Origin of the sequence: Paenibacillus sp. y28 (genome assembly GCF_037137075.1) — a bacterium.
Taxonomy (GTDB): Bacteria; Bacillota; Bacilli; order Paenibacillales; family NBRC-103111; genus JBBBNV01.
Genome location: NZ_JBBBNV010000001.1, coordinates 149,699 through 166,997 on the forward strand (window position 1 = coordinate 149,699; position 17,299 = coordinate 166,997).

17 protein-coding genes and 2 pseudogenes are annotated in these 17,299 nt (G+C 54.5%); 2 read left to right on the forward strand and 17 right to left on the reverse strand.

The window, feature by feature from the left end:
* Positions 1-144: 144 nt before the first annotated feature.
* From WBG83_RS00615 to WBG83_RS00695, 17 genes and pseudogenes are all read right to left on the reverse strand, one after another.
* Positions 145-402: pseudogene (locus WBG83_RS00615) on the reverse strand (RtcB family protein); the annotation flags it as partial.
* Between the two features lie 322 nt (positions 403-724).
* Complete coding sequence (gene resA / locus WBG83_RS00620) at positions 725-1,252, reverse strand: thiol-disulfide oxidoreductase ResA (RefSeq protein ID WP_336741732.1); 528 nt, start codon at positions 1,250-1,252, stop codon at positions 725-727.
* A 17-nt stretch (positions 1,253-1,269) separates the two neighbouring features.
* Positions 1,270-2,007, reverse strand: coding sequence for an ABC transporter ATP-binding protein (locus WBG83_RS00625; protein WP_336741733.1), 738 nt, complete (start codon positions 2,005-2,007; stop codon positions 1,270-1,272).
* A complete protein-coding gene (locus tag WBG83_RS00630) occupies positions 2,000-2,818 on the reverse strand; it encodes an ABC transporter permease (RefSeq protein ID WP_336741735.1) in 819 nt (272 codons plus the stop codon). The genes WBG83_RS00625 and WBG83_RS00630 overlap by 8 nt, the downstream gene beginning before the upstream one ends.
* A complete protein-coding gene (locus WBG83_RS00635; protein WP_336741737.1) occupies positions 2,815-3,384 on the reverse strand; it encodes a nitrous oxide reductase accessory protein NosL in 570 nt (189 codons plus the stop codon). The genes WBG83_RS00630 and WBG83_RS00635 overlap by 4 nt, the downstream gene beginning before the upstream one ends.
* A complete protein-coding gene (locus WBG83_RS00640; RefSeq protein WP_336741738.1) occupies positions 3,381-4,712 on the reverse strand; it encodes a right-handed parallel beta-helix repeat-containing protein in 1,332 nt (443 codons plus the stop codon). The genes WBG83_RS00635 and WBG83_RS00640 overlap by 4 nt, the downstream gene beginning before the upstream one ends.
* Positions 4,709-5,089: a FixH family protein gene (locus tag WBG83_RS00645; protein ID WP_336741740.1), complete on the reverse strand. Its 381-nt coding sequence runs from the start codon at positions 5,087-5,089 to the stop codon at positions 4,709-4,711. Before WBG83_RS00645 ends, WBG83_RS00640 begins: the two co-directional genes overlap by 4 nt.
* A 128-nt stretch (positions 5,090-5,217) precedes the next feature.
* Entirely contained in the window at positions 5,218-5,442 is a 225-nt protein-coding gene (locus WBG83_RS00650) for a hypothetical protein (RefSeq protein ID WP_336741742.1), read from the reverse strand.
* A 20-nt stretch (positions 5,443-5,462) separates the two neighbouring features.
* Positions 5,463-6,674 carry a Ger(x)C family spore germination protein gene (locus WBG83_RS00655; RefSeq protein ID WP_336741743.1) on the reverse strand — a complete coding sequence of 404 codons (1,212 nt, stop codon included), beginning with the start codon at positions 6,672-6,674 and terminating at the stop codon, positions 5,463-5,465.
* Positions 6,671-7,774: a GerAB/ArcD/ProY family transporter gene (locus WBG83_RS00660; protein WP_336741745.1), complete on the reverse strand. Its 1,104-nt coding sequence runs from the start codon at positions 7,772-7,774 to the stop codon at positions 6,671-6,673. The genes WBG83_RS00655 and WBG83_RS00660 overlap by 4 nt, the downstream gene beginning before the upstream one ends.
* Positions 7,771-9,321: a spore germination protein gene (locus WBG83_RS00665; RefSeq protein WP_336741747.1), complete on the reverse strand. Its 1,551-nt coding sequence runs from the start codon at positions 9,319-9,321 to the stop codon at positions 7,771-7,773. Before WBG83_RS00665 ends, WBG83_RS00660 begins: the two co-directional genes overlap by 4 nt.
* Before the next feature lie 256 nt (positions 9,322-9,577).
* Positions 9,578-9,975 (reverse strand): annotated as a pseudogene (locus WBG83_RS00670) (NADAR family protein); the annotation flags it as partial.
* Positions 9,976-10,088: 113 nt separating this feature from the next.
* Positions 10,089-11,237 carry an ABC transporter substrate-binding protein gene (locus WBG83_RS00675; protein WP_336741749.1) on the reverse strand — a complete coding sequence of 383 codons (1,149 nt, stop codon included), beginning with the start codon at positions 11,235-11,237 and terminating at the stop codon, positions 10,089-10,091.
* Positions 11,238-11,369: 132 nt separating this feature from the next.
* Positions 11,370-12,473, reverse strand: coding sequence for a Gfo/Idh/MocA family protein (locus tag WBG83_RS00680; RefSeq protein ID WP_336741751.1), 1,104 nt, complete (start codon positions 12,471-12,473; stop codon positions 11,370-11,372).
* 205 nt (positions 12,474-12,678) lie between these two features.
* Positions 12,679-13,128: a MaoC family dehydratase gene (locus tag WBG83_RS00685; RefSeq protein WP_336741753.1), complete on the reverse strand. Its 450-nt coding sequence runs from the start codon at positions 13,126-13,128 to the stop codon at positions 12,679-12,681.
* Between the two features lie 23 nt (positions 13,129-13,151).
* Positions 13,152-14,000, reverse strand: coding sequence for an amidohydrolase family protein (locus WBG83_RS00690; RefSeq protein ID WP_336741754.1), 849 nt, complete (start codon positions 13,998-14,000; stop codon positions 13,152-13,154).
* A gap of 16 nt (positions 14,001-14,016) precedes the next feature.
* A complete protein-coding gene (locus WBG83_RS00695; protein WP_336741755.1) occupies positions 14,017-15,168 on the reverse strand; it encodes a CaiB/BaiF CoA transferase family protein in 1,152 nt (383 codons plus the stop codon).
* A 191-nt stretch (positions 15,169-15,359) separates the two neighbouring features.
* On the opposite strand from WBG83_RS00695, the gene WBG83_RS00700 reads away from it, so the two are divergent.
* Together WBG83_RS00700 and pdxK are read left to right on the forward strand one after the other, a co-directional pair.
* Positions 15,360-16,073, forward strand: coding sequence for a FadR/GntR family transcriptional regulator (locus WBG83_RS00700; protein WP_336741757.1), 714 nt, complete (start codon positions 15,360-15,362; stop codon positions 16,071-16,073).
* A gap of 303 nt (positions 16,074-16,376) precedes the next feature.
* Entirely contained in the window at positions 16,377-17,189 is an 813-nt protein-coding gene (gene pdxK / locus WBG83_RS00705) for a pyridoxine/pyridoxal/pyridoxamine kinase (protein ID WP_336741759.1), read from the forward strand.
* Positions 17,190-17,299 lie beyond the last annotated feature (110 nt).

A 17,299-nucleotide genomic window follows, 5' to 3' on the forward strand; every position in this document is an offset into this window, starting at 1 on the left:
CACGCCCAGGAAATTTCCCGGACAGGCGGCTTATAAGGGCTTCGCTATATTCATCGGATACACCCGCCATTGCTGCAGGGCGAAACATCGTGCAAGGCACAGTCTCTGCTTTCTTGCTTTGCGGGCAGGCTGTTCATAGGGATCGAGCTGGCGCCCGATTTCATCCATGATCCGGGAGACGGCCTTATTCCCGCAGCCGATGTCATACCCGACTCCTGAAGGAGAAATCTGCCCATCATACACAACAACTCCGCCAATCGGCTGGCTGTAGCCTTTATGATGATCCGCCATCAGCAGCGCCTGGACGACGCGGCCATGCTCTCCGCAGGTTCTGGCTTGGGATAACGCTCCGGCATCCACCGCTCCCCATATTCGTACTCCGTCAATCGTTTGATACGCCATTTCTGAATCAGCTCCAATGTGCATTCTAGTTACGCTTATTTTCGCATGCTTTGAGCCAATTCAACAGGGCGGAAGTATTACAATTTGATCTGCAAGGCGATAAACAGCGCCTCGTAATGCTCCGGCTTCAGCGGCCAGCCCCGCACTGCTACTTCGTGCTGAGCCCTGTTTTCCTTTTTATTCCTGGATGAGCCTCGCACGCTCCTTTATACGGCAAAAAACCGCGCATCTGCGCGGCGGGTAAACGGGTAATGGTATGGTTGATGACCGTCGTGCGATGCCTCAAACATTCGCGGCCCCCGGCGTTCGGATTTTGTTCAGGTTAAGGCTGAATCCGGTCCACGATGTCTTGAACCTTCCCGATATCGGACAATTCCCCGTTGATGATCTCTACAATCTTGCCGGATTTGTCAATGACGAACGTCGTAGGGAGTGAGCGAACCTGATAAGCTCCAGCCGCCTCGCCAGCCGGGTCTGTGAACACCGGGAAGGCAAGGCTGTATTGATCGGCAAATTGCTTCACGGTCCCTTTGGTCTCGCCCACGTTCACTCCCACAATTTCTACGCCCCCGTGTCCCGATCCGTACACTTCATTCAGGAGCGGCATTTCCTTTACACATGGCTCACACCACGACCCCCAGAAATTCAGCACAACGCCTTGACCGCGGTAATCGGACAGCCGGACGGCCTGCCCTTCCAGATTCGTGACGGTGAAATCAGGCGCTTTGGCTCCAAGCCGCACCCGTTCACCGGAAGCGGACGAGCCTAGCACAGCATAGACGGCGGCGACGGCCAGCAGCACGAAGATCAGGATAGCAGCAGCTTTTTTCCAGCCGGCAGCAGTGATCACACCGTTCACTCCTTCTCTTATTCCTGTTGTTGAGCAGCCTGAAAGCCGAATAGCTCGGAGAATGCCGCTTGCAGCCCGAAGGGACCGTATTTCTCCTGGAACATGGCTGTAGGACCTTCCTGCGCGATCGCGCCCTCCTTCAAGAACACCACTGTATCCGCTACGGCTTCGGCTACTTGAAGCTGGTGAGTGGAGAAGATCACCGCATGCCCTTCCTGCTTCGCAAAGCGGACCAGATTCACGAACGAATCCATCCAGTACGGGTCAAGCCCGTTCGTAGGCTCATCCATAACCAGCAGCGGAGGCCGTGCCAGCAGCGCTTGTGCGAACAGCAGCCGCTGCCGCATCCCTTTGGAAAAGGATTGAACCGGCTTGCCGCGAACCGCTGTCAGCCCTACGATGTCGAGTACTTCCAGGACGCGGGAACGGCTTATTTGGCGCAGTGACGCCCAGAACTGCAAGGTTTCCTGCGCCGATAAGCCTTGACCGAACAAATAGTCATCCGGCATGTAACCGATCTGCTCGACATAGCCTCTGCGGTTTTTGCCCCACTGCAGGCCGTTCACTTCAATTGTTCCCTGCGTAGGCTGCATAATTCCGACAATCATACGCAGAATGGTGCTTTTTCCTGCACCGTTGCCCCCGCACAAGGCCAGCACCTCTCCGCGTCCAAGCTGCATGGAGACGTCATGGATGATCGTCTGCTTTTGAATCTCCTTGCGTACGCGCGACAGCTGAAGCACAGATTCAGCCACGCGATCGCCCCCTTTCCCAAATCCGGTGCGCAACGCCGACCGTCAGCATAATCCAGACCAGACAAACCGCAAGGAACAGCAGGCTGCCCGAGGGCTGGCTAATCCACCGGACCCATTCATAGTATTCCGGTCCAAGCGCGGAGCCTCCGCCCAGCTTGACGATGACGAACACCCGGACCAGCTCGGCGGGATTAAAGAAGGTCAGCAGCACCAGAGCAGGCTTAATCCACATGTAAGGAAGCAGTCCCAGCACGGCCACAAGAATGGTGGGCCAGCCGATAATGGCGAAGAACCAAATCGCTACCCCGTAGGTCAGCGCCTGCCAGCGGTTTTTGGCCAGCGTGCCGATCCAGAGCGCAATAGCCAGAAACAGAATCACCAGACCGGCGGAAAACATCAGAAACAGCGTAAATTCATGAATACGGAAGCCGCTGCCGGTAACAGCGCCGAGTATGGCGGTCACTCCGTAACCGAACGCCACGATGGTTAGCAGCAGTGCGCATAGCCCGGCATATTTTCCGGCGATAAATTCCAGGGTGCTGATAGGATAGGTAGATAACAGCTGCCAGCTTCCCTCCTCCTTCTCAGCCGTTAAAGAGAACGAACCGAGAAGCAGCGTCATCAGGGGAAGCAAATACAAAATGAGGTTCAGCATCGACGCCGTCACGCTGGAATAGCCTTCGGCAACGCTTTGTGTATGAATCAGCAGCAGAGACAGGCTGAAGATGGTGAATAGCGCCATAAATGAATAGGCCCACGGATTCCGAAATCCGATTTTGAGCTCCCGTCGTGCAATATGAAGCAAGTTCATTGCGCATGGGCGCCTTTATTGTGAGCGTCCGGAGCAGCGGAATTGTTATGCCCGCTGGTCTCCGAATGGGAGCTGGCATCATGGCCGTGGGAGCCGCCCATATTCGTTACATTTTGCTGCCATGTATGGGAGCTTAGGTCGGCAGCCGTCATCAATTTGCCTTTTTTCTGCTCGTCAATGAATTTCTGAGCTTCCTTCGCGTCTTTGAACGAATAGATGCCGTAGGCCATCGGCGATTTAAACGAGGCATCGTAAACATAAGCTGCTTCTTCATACGAAATCCATTCCTTGTTATTGTAATCCCGGACAAACTGTGCCCCGATGCTGGCGGTCTGGTTTTTGGTCTTCCATTCATTCATGCATCCGAGATCATCGAATTTATAGTTTTTGCCGTCTGTGGTGGTCAGCTGCACGGCAAAGGCGTCATCCTTAATCTGCATGTTGCAAATGGCGCATTTATCGGTTTCTTCGTTGATCGGTACCGCCGCATATTTCTTCTCCCCGCAGGCAGTAAGCAGAGCTGCAAGCGTCAATACCAGTACAATAAGCCATCCTGTTTTTTTCATGTTTTCTTTCCTCCTGTGAAATAAATGGTCGTCCATGATAGCAGCAGCAGGAAAATCCCGAGCATTAGCATTCCGGCTTGCCCGGACTGTTCTGTTGCTGCGCCGCCTGCTTCTTCAGGCCTCATCAAGGGCGCTGTATCCATCGTCCATTCGCTTTTACCCGCGGTGTTCATGCTTTCCAGAAACTGCATCCCCGGTGATTGAAAAAACAATTGAAAGGCCGGTGTAGCCTTGGTCAGCTTTTGAAAAAAAGGATTCATCAGATAAGGCAGGTCGCTGAAGCCGTCTCCGGTGGTATCGATGCCGCGGAAGCTGTCCCAATAGTTCCCCTCAAGCCGGTTATCCCGGCTGTCGGTTGCTTCGGCTTCAATGACATTGCCGCTAAACCGGTTCCCCGTGAAGCGGTTTTCCTCCGATTCCAGCAGCTGGATGCCGACAAAATTTTGAATGACCTCATTGTTGCGAAGCTCGTTGCGCCGGGACTGCTCGATATACAAGCCGACCCGGTTCCCCTGAACCTTGTTGTCCGCAATGCTCGAAGTCTGTACATCGAACAGGAGCAGTCCTTGAGAATTGACGCTTTCACTCTGCTTATAGAACGAATTGCCGGTAACCTCGGCATCCTTAACCCCCATGATCATAGCGCCTGTTACGTTAAAAGAGCCGGTATTGGCCCGGATGACTGTCCCGTCCGTATACATACAGTGCACACCATACCGGGAATAGTCAACGCGGTTATGCTCAACGGTGTTTTGGTGACTGCTCTCCAAATAAATGCCGTCATGCATGCCAGAGACAACATTGTCCTGAATCCGGTTACGGTGGGCATTGTACAAATCGATACCGTTCAGCTTCTCCGACAGCTTCACCGGGTCCCGACTCTCATCCTCCAGCCAGATTACGCGGGAATTCCGAATCTCATTGTCTGCTGTATCGCGAAGAACAATGCCGAACGAGCGCGTACGGATATCAAGACCATCCAGCGTGGCGCTGCTGCCGGTAACCAGTACAGCCGGATTATTTTCGAACTCCTGCGTAATCGTCAGCGACTGCAGCCGAACCTGAGCTGCCTGCACGTAGACCGCCGGCTTGCCGCTCGCGTTGACGATATGCACTTCTCCGTCTGCCTGTATCGTCATGGGCCTGGTGATGGTGACAGCTCCCTGATACGTACCGGCGGGAAGCCTGAGCGTCTCTCCGGCGGGCGTGTTGTCAATGAGCTGCTGCAGCCCGGGCCCGGAGGTCTCTGCCGCCTGAACCGGTTCACTCATCCAGCTGCAAAAAACCGCCAGCAGCAGGCAGAAGGCTATCTCTAATCGCCGTCTCATGAGACCTCAATCAGCTTCTTCTTCGTGATGTGCAGCTCGCCCCGGTAAACATGAATATAAACAATATAGGAGCCGGGGGAATCAAACGTTTTTTTGATGGAATATTCCCCCTTGCCCTCGGATTCGGCGGTCACCAGGTCGGGAAGCCCGCTGAAATCGGACTTGCGGATGTCAAATTGAACCGTGGTCCCTTGCTCCTTGACCATTCCCGTCACCTTGGCACCGATCTTCGTTTCCTGTGAAGATTTCACGGCGGCAGGCTCTGTGACCAGCTCAACTTTAACATTGGAAGGGTCCTCATCCTGAGGGGTTGATGCGCATGCAGGCAGAACAGCAAGTACACCGCATAGAACGAGGGCGATCAAGCTTCGTTTCATAGCCTCTTCTCCTTTCCTGTAATCTTCCAATTTTATTGTAACGGCTTAAGGGGTGTTTCATATGGCTCGAAAGGGCTAAAGTCGTTAACATTGTGTGACCGCTTTTTATCAAAATGTTGAACTCGGCTCTATTCCGCTCCGATTATTTTGTTGATGGGCTTAAATATAGGCATGATCGCATCCGTCGGACCCGGTAAATTCGGGAACCATACGAGCAGGATGCCCAGCACACAGCTGATGCCGGTAAACATCGCGATGGCTGCCTTCATTTTTAGCCCCTTTGTCCGCGAAGACTCCACGCCATAAATAAATATCGCGAGCAAGGTAAGCCCAAGCATGGGAAACAGCTTCATTCTCTGACACCTCCGGCCGCTTATTTCTGAACCTTGTCTTCCGGTATTCCCTGTGGAACACTGGATTTCCCGACACGGTTTATTTCCGTTTCGATATGAACCGTCACTTTGATTTGCTTGAACTGCTCATCCCAGTTGTCTTTGACCTTATTCCACTCTTTCGGATAATGACGGTAGAACTGGTCCGCAAAGCCCAGCGCATCCGTCTTCAGCTCCTGCTGCAGCGTTTGCAATGTGGTGTCAATCACTTCCTTCAGCCAGCTGCTCCAGGTTTCCTTCACTTGAAGAATGAATTTCGTATCCGTCACAGAATAATTCGTCGTATTCATGACGATTTCGCCGTTCAGCTTGGCCGTAAACGCAATGCTCCAATTTCCATCGGCATCGATGCTCGGCTTAAGTGCCGATTTGGCCTTGAGCAGACTCAGCGCCACCTCTCCTTTTTCTTTCTCCATCGGCAGGGAAAAGATGATGGTTTCCAGCTCGTTGCGAAACAGCAGTGTTCCGAGCGAGACCTTTTCTTGGATCTCGCCTATGTATTTCCCTTTCTTGATTAATCCGAGACCGTGGACTAACAGGTTGCTTTGCTTGGTACCGGTCTCAGTCAGGAGAGGAACGGCTCTGATTTGGGTCAGCGCCGCTACCTGGCTCGGGCCGTCGACGGCCTGAGCCAGTTCCTTCAGCGTCGTCCGGTTGCCCAGCTTCAAATTGCCCATCTCGCGTAAAATTTCCGCGGAGCTGCGCTCCAGCGGAGGATTCATTTTTAATACATCCTCCGCCTTCTCACGGCTAATGTAGGTATAGGCATGCTCGCGGAATTGCAAATACCGCAGAAAGAAATCCATATACGGCCGGATGCCCTGCCGGGCGGCCGGTACGCTGATCACGATGACCTCACTCTGCCCCCAGAACAGCTTGCGCGGAATTTTGCGCTGCAAGCGGGTCATCGCATCCGGAATCGTAGTGCCCTCCGCACTTTGCATAATGGTCTGCCCCATCGTATTTCCGCCGCTTCCCCCCGTATTCCCCTGCGGTCCGCCTCCGGCCGCCCGGGGCACGAATATTTGAGCGGACAGCACGACTTTCCCCTCCTCGTTCCGGTCCACGCCGGCCGCAAGAACAATGGCAAGATCATTGACCTCTACGCGGTCCCAGCATCCGGCAGTGCCCAAGACAAGAACGCCAAGCAGCAAAACTAGCAGCAGGATTCGGATCGGCCTGTTCCTCTTCATGGTCCCGCTCTCCTTGTATGCAGGCGCTCCTTAATTTCCGAGATAGCCCACAGGATACCGGGAATCACCAGTAGCATAAACAAGGTATACAGGTTCCCGCCTGCCCCGACCAGAGCGCCGGCCTCCGTTTGGTTCCCAACGACCCAATAAGAATAAACCGTTGTCAGGAACGCCAGCGGGAACACAAGCGGCCGGTAATCCTCCAGCTTCAGCCACTGCGCGGCCGTCACCGCATGAACATAGTGAAACAGGGAGATTTTCACAAAAATTCCGGCTACCCAAATGGCCACAATGAGCGCCTCCAGATGCTGGAGGAAATCAGCGAAGCTGATAAAGCGCGCGGCGATCATGACAGGATAGACGTAGCTGTCCGTCGTATCGCCAAACAGCAGCAGGCAGGAAATGTTTACCGCCAGCATGGAAGCAAGCACGAAGCCCACCGACCGCAGAGAAGCCCGCAACGCTTTGGAACGGTCGGAGACGAACGGCAGTAAAAAGGAAACAAGGATGTATTCCGAGAACCAGCTCGCCGGTGAAATAGCCCCTAAGAAAGAAGGCTTCACCCCTTTTTCCATGAACGGCAAAAACTGCTCTGGCTCCATCTCGGGCACCAGAAGCAGAAGAATCAGTGTCAGCAGTACCACCATCAGGCCGACCAGAAGCTGGCCGCTTCGTCCGATCACTTCAATGCCGCTGCGGACATTCACCGCACAAATAAGCATAAGCGTGCCCATCACAACGAACAGCGGCGTGTGCGACAACACCGTGCTCAAAATAAATTCACCGTATTCCCGAAGAATAATGCCGTTTAAATGAGGAAGATAGAACATGTACAAGAGGCCGAAGAGCCTTCCTCCCACACTTCCCAGAATGGAATAGCTGCTTTCTACAAAAGACTTGCCCGGATAATGCCGATTCAACCGAAAGGCGATCAGCAGGGTGCCGAGCGCTGAGGGCAGCGCCCAGATCGGACTCATCCACATGTCATGTCCGGCAAGCTTCATCGTGATGCTTGGCACAGCCAATACGGCGGTGGCAATAATAGCCGGATACAGCAGTACTCCCATTTGACCGGACGATATTTTCCCTTTCTCCATCATGGCGAGCTCCTTTCATTACGCTCCTCTGTCTCGGGCTCTACCGGATGATCCCCGTATCCGCTCAGCTTCGGCCGGTGAGCCTGCTTCCACATCGGCGTACGGATCAGCGTATCTCTCAGCTCCCGGAAGCGTACGGGGGCCAGAGGCGACAAATACGGCAGACCGAAGGAATACAAGCGGCACAAATGGATGACAATCCCGATAAAGCCCAGCATGACCCCGACAAGCCCTAACGTGCCCGCAAGCAGCATCACCGGAAACCGAATCAGCCTCATTGGAATTCCCAGCGCGTACCGCGGGATCATAAATGAAGCAATCCCTGTAATGGCGACGACAATGACCATGGGCGCGGATACGATTCCGGCTGATGTGGCCGCTTGTCCGATAACGAGGGCTCCGACGATGCTGACCGCAGCACCGACCTGCTTCGGCAGGCGGACCCCGGCTTCCCGCAAAGCCTCGAAGGTAATCTCCATGATTAGCGCCTCCACCAGCGCCGGAAACGGAATCTCTTCGCGGGATTTGGCGATATTGAGCAGCAGCACGGTCGGAATCATTTCCTGATGATACGTTGTTATGGCCACATAAGCCGAGGGCAGCAGCAAGGACATCACGAAAAAAACATACCTGAGCCAGCGGATGAACGTGCTCATCATGATGTTCTGGTAATAATCCTCCGGTGATTGCAGCATGGAGAACAAGCTTACCGGCGCGATAAGCGCAAAAGGAGTCCCGTCCACCAGCAGTGCTGCCCGGCCTTCAAGAAGATTGGCGCATACCACATCAGGCCGCTCTGTCGGCAGCATCTGCGGGAAGGGCGAATACGGATTGTCCGAAATCCATTCTTCAATCGTTTCGCTTTCCAGTACGCCGTCCAGCCGGATGCGGGCAATTCTTGACTTCATTTCTTCAATCAGGCTCGGCGCCGCAATTCCTTTTATATAGACAAGTGTGACTTGCGTTTTGGAATAGGCTCCGATGGTCATATGCTGCATCTTCAGATTCGGGCTTTTCAGCCTTCGGCGCAGGAGCGGAATATTCACCCCCAGCGACTCGGTGAAGCCTTCCCGCGGTCCGCGCACTGTCGATTCCGCGACCGGCTCCTCCACCCCGCGCTGCTCGACCCGTGTCATGCCGCCATACGTAAACAGACGGGGTTCGCCGTCTATCAGCAGCACGGGATTCCCGTTCCCGATATGATCGGTGACATCCGGCCAATGCTCAAGCGAAGCCGCGGAGGTGGTCGGCAGTCTGGACAGCAGCGTTGCAGCCGATGGCAGCAGCTCGTCCGTATGGAGAAGGGGAGTCAATATAAACCGTTCCAGCAGCTGCTCATCCGTGATGCCCTGCGTATAGATGACCGTGACGCGAACGTCGCCGGCAGCCAAAAAAGAATGCAGCCTCGTATCGCCGCAGTCCTCATACATGGCTTCGAGTACAGATAAGTTTTCATCATAGGTCGGGTATACGGCTGTATAAGCAGTCTCCGCGTCGGGGGCCGCAGGGGACTGGACATCCCTTGCTTTTCCCTGTTTAAAGTACCACATGTTGAACACACTCCCACAGAAACGAAGCTGTTAGTGAACATTTCCAGTATTCCCATCATGTGCTTGTCTTATGAAAGCCATGCCGTACCGCATCACCGTTGCCGCCTCAGTGCTTCCTAGGATTCATCGCCCCAGCACAGGTGCCATCCCAAACGTAAAAACCCGGCTGCTTACGCCCGGATTTTTGGCCGAGGCAAAGTTCAGGCATACGACTCCGGTAAAGCCTTCCTTAACGGCAAGGCGCTCCGCCGCTTCTTCGAATCTTGGGATTGTCCTCCGATAAACCGACGCCCCAAATCCGGTCTGTCGGGCTTGCTTCCACCAGCGTCGTGCTTTTGGTTTTGAGCAAATATTGAAGCAAATCGGGGTTTTGTGCAAATTTGGCAGCATTGCCGTCATAAACAATTGGTTTGCCTTCCGCTTCCCAACGGGCCTGCTCAAAAGGCTGAACAGCCCGGCCCAATGCTTTTTGCTCCCGAGGGGATTATGACAGCAAAATAAGCTCGGCGGTTTTCTCGTCACCGAATAGCATGGCTTTCTGGTACATCATGTACTGCTCCGCGCAGTTAAACTCAATCCCGCCGGCATGAAAATATGCCATATACCACTGGGAAAACGGTGATTCGGCCGGTAAAAAAACGTGAATTTCTCCATAAAGCGGTTGCTCCGTTCTTTCAAGAGCCTGATTTAGTGGCGGCCATCGGATAGAATCATACCAAAAACCCCCGCCGCCACTGTACAAAGTGGTGCTCGGGGGTTCTCAATGATTATTTGCGGCGCAGCTCGTTCAGCTTGCGAACCAGCTCGGCATGCCTGTGATCTCCGGATGCAAGATGCTGCTGGATCAGCTTACCGGCCTGCTCCTGAAACTCAATGTATCCGTCAAACCGTGGACGAAGGTATCCGTGATCCAGCGTTCGCAGCGTGCCTGCGAAGAAGTTGTTGGTCAGCCGGTTGGTCTCGGCATCCGTCCAAGCGCTTCGGTGGCCCGGTTGCCCGCCGCTTACGGTATACTCCGTTCTTTGAAATTCACCGTCAGCCACCAATTGGGCAAATGCCACGCATTGCGGGATATACCGGCTTTTGCTCGAAACAGCAATACCTACCCCGCCAATCATGCTGCCGCTAGGCACACCGTTATCCGACGGGATATCCGTATAATGAATCGTTCGGGAAGCAAAACCCTCCCGGGCATAATTAGAATATCCGTAAATCAAGGGGATATAAGCGATTTCATCGGTAGCGGCCATCAAATCCGACATCGTAATCGGGTCGCTGGACAGAGAGCTCGGATGAAGCTTCGGCAGAAAGCTTTGCAGGAGAGCCAGCACTTCTGCGCCAAGCTCCGGTGACAAATCCTGATCGTTATTCCAGAGCTGCCCGTCCGTCAGCTGCGCGCTGAGAGTCACGAAGCTGGCAAACGCATGGACCGGGGCTAGCGGCAGCCCGACCTTCACGCCACCCGGAAGCTGCTGAATGAGCTGCGTCACCTCGGCCCACGTGCGCGGAGCCTGCAAGCCGTGCTGCTGGAGCAGATCCGGCCGGAACGCGCTGACCTGGGCGGCGGCATCAGCGGCGAAGGCCCACTGCCGGCCATCAAATTCGTAGCTTTCATGGCTTTTTCCTACGCTGTTCGCGCGCTGATCGTCCAGAAACGCAGCACTGACATGCTCGTTTAACGGCACCAGCACACCCAGCTTCACCGCTGTGCCCAGATGAGGATGATCTACCATCATCAAATCGTACTTCTCGGCCAGCAGATCCAGCGGGTAGGCTTCAAAATCATGCAGGGAGCGGGCGTCCCAGGTAATCTCGACTTCCGGGTTCAGCTGCTGAAATTTAGCGGCGGCGGCTTGGAGAGGAAGCACCCCCCGCGGGTGGTTCCAGGTCATTCCGCGTAATTGTATCATTCCCATTCCGTTCCTTCCTTTTGTCAAATCGGATGTATGGACTGCTTGGACTTCTCGTTACCCGCAGCGGGCATCAGCACAGAGTTCCGATAAAAGACAGGCCAGCTGCTGCTGAATCTATGTTTTATCCGTTCAGGGTTAAGCCTCATTGGCGATTTCAGCTAACGTGACCGGGCGGTTCTCCTCCATGGAGCGGTATGCGGCAAACACCATCTGCATCGTCATCAGATTGTCCCGCACACTATTCTCCGGTTCGCGGTCCTCCTCTATCGCGCGCATCAGCTCACCCATCGTCCCCATAAACGCATCCGGGAACCACCTGCCCTCCAGCATCGGCGTCAGCCAGATGGAAGGGTTCGTGCGCTTGGACAAGAAGCTGAGTGTATCTTCCTGCCCTTGGGGGTAATTGTACAAAGCCCCGTTCGTTCCTTTAATTACGCCCTCTGTTCCCTCAAACCGGAAGGTAGCATACCAATCGTTCGGGGTAGACCAATTGTTGTGATTGTCGTGAATCAGCCCGCGCATGTCGCCTTCGAATTTGATATGCAGCATTGTACGAGTCTCACCGACGCTCGTCTGCCCGGGATAACGGGCCCCGTCCCCATAAATATATTCCGGCGTGCCGAACAGGCTGCGCAGTGCGTCCATGTAATGAATGCTGTGATACATGACCTCAAGCCGCGGAATCCTGGTGATCCATGGCCAGCTGTCCCAATCCGTCTTCACATTCACCTGAATGGAGGCTTGTACAGGAGTGCCGAGCCAGCCGCGGTCAATAATCGTTTTGCTCGCGCGAATGCCGGGAGCCCAGCGCATCTGTTGATTGCAAGCCGCCTTGATGCCCGCCTGTGAACAAATTTCCGTAATCCGTACCGCCTCGGCATAATTTTCGCTGAGCGGCTTTTGGCAAAGAATATGCTTCCCGGCGGCTGCCGCCTGTGCTACAACACCAGCCTGGAATACGGCCGGAATCGCAATATCCACGATATGTACATCCGGATCGCTCAGCAGCTCATCCAGTGACGGATATACCTTGGGTAAACCAAAGGCAGCAGCCGCAGACTGGGCTTTATTCGAGTCCAGATCGTAAATGCCGGCAACCAGAAAGCCGGCCATCCGGTATGCGGGCAGATGGCAGGAAAGCACAATTTCGCCTGCGCCGACAATAGCAATCCCCAACGTTTTTGAACGGGGCAATTTCGGCTTGTAATCAAGGTCTAGCGGGAATGCAAGCGTATTCAACGGCAAGCCCTCCTCTGTAAGAAAATAGGGTGCATCCAGCCTCACAGCCCCGGGCAAGGCTCCACGTCAGCCCAGCCGGTTTATTTCCGAACGCACGCTCGGTTCCTATGAAATTCCGCGCTATAATGAGGCGCCATAGTCATGAGATACCGCCTTCCGTTCCGGCCGGAGGTTCTCATGACAAAAGCACCGATTCGTGATCCCTCTAAGCGTTCGGCTTCTTCTTCACCATCAGCAGGTGATCGCAGGCAAGCACTACCGCCCCATGCTGGTTAAATATCTCGCACTGCTCTGTGACCATGCCGAATTCCGGACGCTTCGGATGATCGTGCTTCTCGCGGATCGTAATCCGCACGCGGATGGTATCCCCGATAAACACCGGCTTGATGAAGCGAAGCCGGTCATAGCCGTAGGAGAACGCCTCCGGATTCACCGCGCCCGCCGACATGCCGATTCCCATACTGAAAATCAAGGTCCCGTGCGCGATACGCTGCCCGAAATCCTGGGTCTTGCACCATTCGGCATCCATATGGTGGGGATAAAAATCGCCGGTCTGCCCGGCATGCATGACAACATCCGTTTCTGTAACGGTCCGCCCGAACGTTTCCCTGACGTATCCCGTTTCGTAGTCCTCATAAAAAACCGATTGAAACATGTCTCCACCCCGCAATGAATTTTTCACTTGACATCTAATTTATAAAAGGCTGCCGCCGTTCCGCCAAGCACAGCGTCAATCTGAGCTGCGGGACGCCCTTCTAAAGCGCGGCCTGTCTCTTCCCATACCTTGCGGTAGTCACCCGCAAGCGTCGCTACGGGCCAGTCGCTGCCAAACATCAGCCGCTCTGCGCCGAAATGCTCAAAGGCATGATCCACATAAGGGCGCAAATCGGCGGCGGTCCAGTCGGTCCAGCTTGCAGCCGTATTGAGTCCCGATACCTTGGCGTATACCTGCGGATATTCAGCTGCACGGGCGAGCTGCCCCGCCCACGGCTCCCACTGCTTATCCAGAATCGGCGGCTTGGCCAAATGGTCAATGACCATGCGCAAATCCGGAACACGCTCGGCCAAGACGGGGATGTGCTTCAGATGATTCGGGAACACCGCGACAACATCAAAGGGAATTTCGAAGGAGGCCAGCACCTGCAGGCCTTCAATCACCTTGTCGCGAACCACCCAGTCCGGATCGGGCTCGTCATGAATCAGATGGCGGACGCCTTTGAACCGCGGATGCTTGCAGTAAGCCTCCAGCTTCTTCGCTGCGGCCAGCGGCTTATCCAGCGGGACCCAGCCGACAACGCCCCCGACCCAATCGAATTCGTCGGCAATAGCCAGCATATAATCCGTATCCTCGTAGCTGTTGTTGGCCTGCACAAGCACCGTTTTATCGATGCCCGCAGCACGGATTTGCGGCTCCAGCTCCGCCGGCTCGAACGTCCGGTAGATGACTCCGTGCTCCGGAGTCAGCCAAGGGTATTCATTTTTGTCCAGATTCCAAAAGTGCTGATGCGCATCAATCCGAATGGTCATTAGGAATGCCTCCGCTTCATTGGGTTATGGGAATGAACTCCTGCTCCAGCCGATCATTATGCTGTCCGATCCGGGGAGAGCCTGCAGGAGAGCTCAATACTTCGCCGTCGATCCGAATCGGGCAGCGGGTGGTGGACATGGCAACGCCGTTTTCTCTTACAACCTCCTGAGTCATCCGCAGGCCCTGGAACGCTTCGTGGCTCGTTAGCTTGTCCCAGGTGAACACTTCGGCGCACCAATAGTCGGCAGGCTCCAGCCGGGCAAGCCAGTAAGCCGTCGTTTCCTGCTTGAGATGCTCCTTCAGCAGCCGTTTAATCGTATCCCGCTCGCTGAACCAGGTCGCCGAATCGGTGTAGGCCGCGACCTCGGCGCTGCCAAGCAGCTCGCCAAGCCGCGGAATGGAGCCCATGGCCAAAGCCAAATAGCCGTCCGCAGTTTCGTAGATGCCGTAAGGAGCGCCCAGATAGGCATGGGCATTCCGGACGCTGCTTCGAACAGGCGCTTTGCCGCCATCATTAAGATATGTGGTCAAAACCTCAAATTGGAAATCAAGGACCGATTCCAGAAGGCTGACCTCAACCAGCCCGCCTTTCCCGGTAATTCCCCGCCGAACCAGGCAGGCCAAGATGCCCTGTACCAGATGAGCTCCAGCCATCATGTCCGCAATGGCCAAGCCAAAGGGAACCGGCCCCTGCTCTTCATCCCCGCTCAGCCAAGTAAGTCCAGAGAGAGACTGGACAAGCAAATCTTGTCCGGGCTTATCCTTCCAAGGCCCTTCCTTGCCGTATCCGGTAACCTCGGCGTATACCAGTCGCGGGTTTATCGCCTTCACCATCTCATAACCGAACCCGATTTTGTCCATAACTCCGGGACGGAAGTTCTGAATGAGCACATCGGCTTGCTCCACCAGCTTCTTCACTTTGGCGAAATCAGCCGGGTCCTTCAAATTGGCCGCAAAGCTTTCCTTGTTGCGGTTAATCGAATGAAACAGCGTGCTGTCCCCGTCCAGCTCCAAGTCGGAAATGTACAGCCTGCGGCACAAGTCCCCGCCGTCCGGCCTTTCGATTTTAATGACGCGCGCGCCCAGATCGGCCAAGCGCAGCGCCGCAGACGGCCCCGACAAAAACTGGCTGAAATCAAGCACCAACAACCCTTGTAATGGCAGCATAAGTTCCCTCTTTTCTCATAATAACGCTTACAAGCTGTATATGACGGTACCTCAAAGCAGGAGCAGGTGAACTTTAACCCGATTTGTGGTACGATAAAATGTATATTGGTACCCTGGTAGTACCGCGATACCTTTCTAAAGCTTAACACCGTTTTCTTGCGAATTCAATCCTTTAATGGAGGAAATACGAAATGGTTAAATGGGAAGCTGTTAAACGTGTCACCGTCACAGAGCAAATCATGGAGCAAATCGCGCTGCTGATTACCGAAGGCCGTCTTCAGGCCGGGGACAAGCTGCCGAATGAGCGGGATTTAGCCGTTCAGCTTGGTGTCACCCGAGGTCGGGTGCGCGAAGCGCTCCGGGCGCTGTCGCTTGTCGGCTTAATCCGGATCAAGGCCGGAGAAGGCAGCTTCGTCAACGAGCAGCAGGTGCCGGTGCCCCAGGATACGATTCTGTGGTTGTTTCATCATGAAATTCACAATCTGTCCGAGGTTTATGCTGCAAGAAAGCTGATTGAGCCTGAAGTGTATACTACCTCTGCGGAGCATTTGTCTGAGCCGGATTTGCAGCAGCTTCAATCGCTTCTCGACCGTCTTGAAGCAATGCGGTCTTCGCGCTCCGTCGATGCGGCGGGCCTTCTGGCTGTACTGGATGAGTTCGATGTCTATGTGGGCGAACGCTGCGGCAACCATATTTTTTCCAAGCTGATGCAGACCATCGTTCACCTGCGCAGGGAAACGAGCTTGAAGGTGCTCCAGGTACCGGGAGCGATTGATTCCAGCGTGCATGGGCGGAAGGCGATTCTGGGGGCGCTGCGGACCAGGGATGCCAGGCAGGTCAGAAGTGCGGTTGAACAATTTTTCCGCTCGTCTCAAACCTTCTATGAAACGATGTTAAACGACTAGGGCTGATCAAGCGTGCTGCGCAGGAACCTCGGTTCCAAGCTGCGCCGGATGCAAAGCATGGCTTGCTTTACACCACTCCCCCAGTATTTAACGTCATTAACTTGTACATATTTTCAATTAATTAATTACATTAACTAATCGTCAATGTCCTTCAGACAGGTTTTATTTCCAGGTGCAGCGCCGGACCTATTCATGAACCAGCCTCTGATTGTCAAAATTTCAGTTGTAATCTGCTGTGAAAGCTTTAGGATATATACTAGAAGATTCGTATCTTCATTTTTGTTGCAAAAGGAGCAATCAAACGTGAGTCTGAAAAAAGTATTGACTATTGCTGGCTCGGACACGAGCGGCGGCGCAGGCATCCAAGCCGATTTGAAAACGTTTCAGGAGCTGGACGTTTACGGGGTAACCGCGCTGACGACCATTGTCACCATGGACCCGGACAACCATTGGGCCCACGGCGTCTCCCCTGTTCCATTAGCTACAATCGAAGCGCAGCTGAAAACGGTCCTGGACGGTGTCGGAGTCGATGCCTTGAAAACAGGCATGCTCGGTTCTGTCGATGTGATCGAGCTTGTTGCGCATACACTTCAATCCCGGGGCCTGCGCCGAATCGTCATCGATCCGGTCATGGTTTGCAAGGGCGTGGATGAGCCGCTTCATCCGGAATCGAACGCTGCCATCCGGGAGCTGCTGCTTCCGCTTGCGGATGTGGTCACGCCGAATTTGTTCGAAGCGGCGCAGCTAGCGGGCCGTGCATCGATTCAGACGCTGGAGCATATGAAGGAAGCCGCTCAGGTGATTCATGCGCTGGGTGCGAAGCATGTTCTGATTAAAGGCGGTGCCAAGCTGGATGAGCCGCAAGCGGTCGATCTGCTCTATGATGGCGCAAGCTTCCAGCTGTTCGAGAGTGAGAAGGTTTCAACAACGTGGACACACGGCGCCGGCTGCACATATTCTGCCGCGGTTACCGCGGAGCTGGCCAAGGGCGGAAATGTGCAAGAGGCAGTAAACACGGCAAAGGCCTTCATCTCCGCAGCCATTCAGAACAGCTTTTCGATCAATTCCTTCTTTGGCCCGACCAGACATTCCGCTTACCGGAAATTTGCTCAGTAATCCCGCTTCTCATAGGGAAAACCAACACCCGCTTGAACCTTTTACCAAACCCTTCAGCGCCATTGGACGATGGTGCCGTAGGGTTTGTTTTTTGCTGCATGCCCTTCCTG

Excerpts from the sequence above, each read along its gene's own strand:
- WBG83_RS00690 (WP_336741754.1), bottom strand. The coding sequence starts at position 14,000 with ATGACCATTCGGATTGATGCGCATCAGCACTTTTGGAATCTGGACAAA.
- WBG83_RS00655 (WP_336741743.1), bottom strand. The coding sequence starts at position 6,674 with ATGAAGAGGAACAGGCCGATCCGAATCCTGCTGCTAGTTTTGCTGCTT.
- WBG83_RS00640 (WP_336741738.1), bottom strand. The coding sequence starts at position 4,712 with ATGAGACGGCGATTAGAGATAGCCTTCTGCCTGCTGCTGGCGGTTTTT.
- WBG83_RS00660 (WP_336741745.1), bottom strand. The coding sequence starts at position 7,774 with ATGATGGAGAAAGGGAAAATATCGTCCGGTCAAATGGGAGTACTGCTG.
- WBG83_RS00675 (WP_336741749.1), bottom strand. The coding sequence starts at position 11,237 with ATGGGAATGATACAATTACGCGGAATGACCTGGAACCACCCGCGGGGG.
- WBG83_RS00685 (WP_336741753.1), bottom strand. The coding sequence starts at position 13,128 with ATGTTTCAATCGGTTTTTTATGAGGACTACGAAACGGGATACGTCAGG.
- WBG83_RS00630 (WP_336741735.1), bottom strand. The coding sequence starts at position 2,818 with ATGAACTTGCTTCATATTGCACGACGGGAGCTCAAAATCGGATTTCGG.
- WBG83_RS00695 (WP_336741755.1), bottom strand. The coding sequence starts at position 15,168 with ATGCTGCCATTACAAGGGTTGTTGGTGCTTGATTTCAGCCAGTTTTTG.
- WBG83_RS00645 (WP_336741740.1), bottom strand. The coding sequence starts at position 5,089 with ATGAAACGAAGCTTGATCGCCCTCGTTCTATGCGGTGTACTTGCTGTT.
- WBG83_RS00700 (WP_336741757.1), top strand. The coding sequence starts at position 15,360 with ATGGTTAAATGGGAAGCTGTTAAACGTGTCACCGTCACAGAGCAAATC.
- WBG83_RS00635 (WP_336741737.1), bottom strand. The coding sequence starts at position 3,384 with ATGAAAAAAACAGGATGGCTTATTGTACTGGTATTGACGCTTGCAGCT.
- WBG83_RS00650 (WP_336741742.1), bottom strand. The coding sequence starts at position 5,442 with ATGAAGCTGTTTCCCATGCTTGGGCTTACCTTGCTCGCGATATTTATT.
- WBG83_RS00665 (WP_336741747.1), bottom strand. The coding sequence starts at position 9,321 with ATGTGGTACTTTAAACAGGGAAAAGCAAGGGATGTCCAGTCCCCTGCG.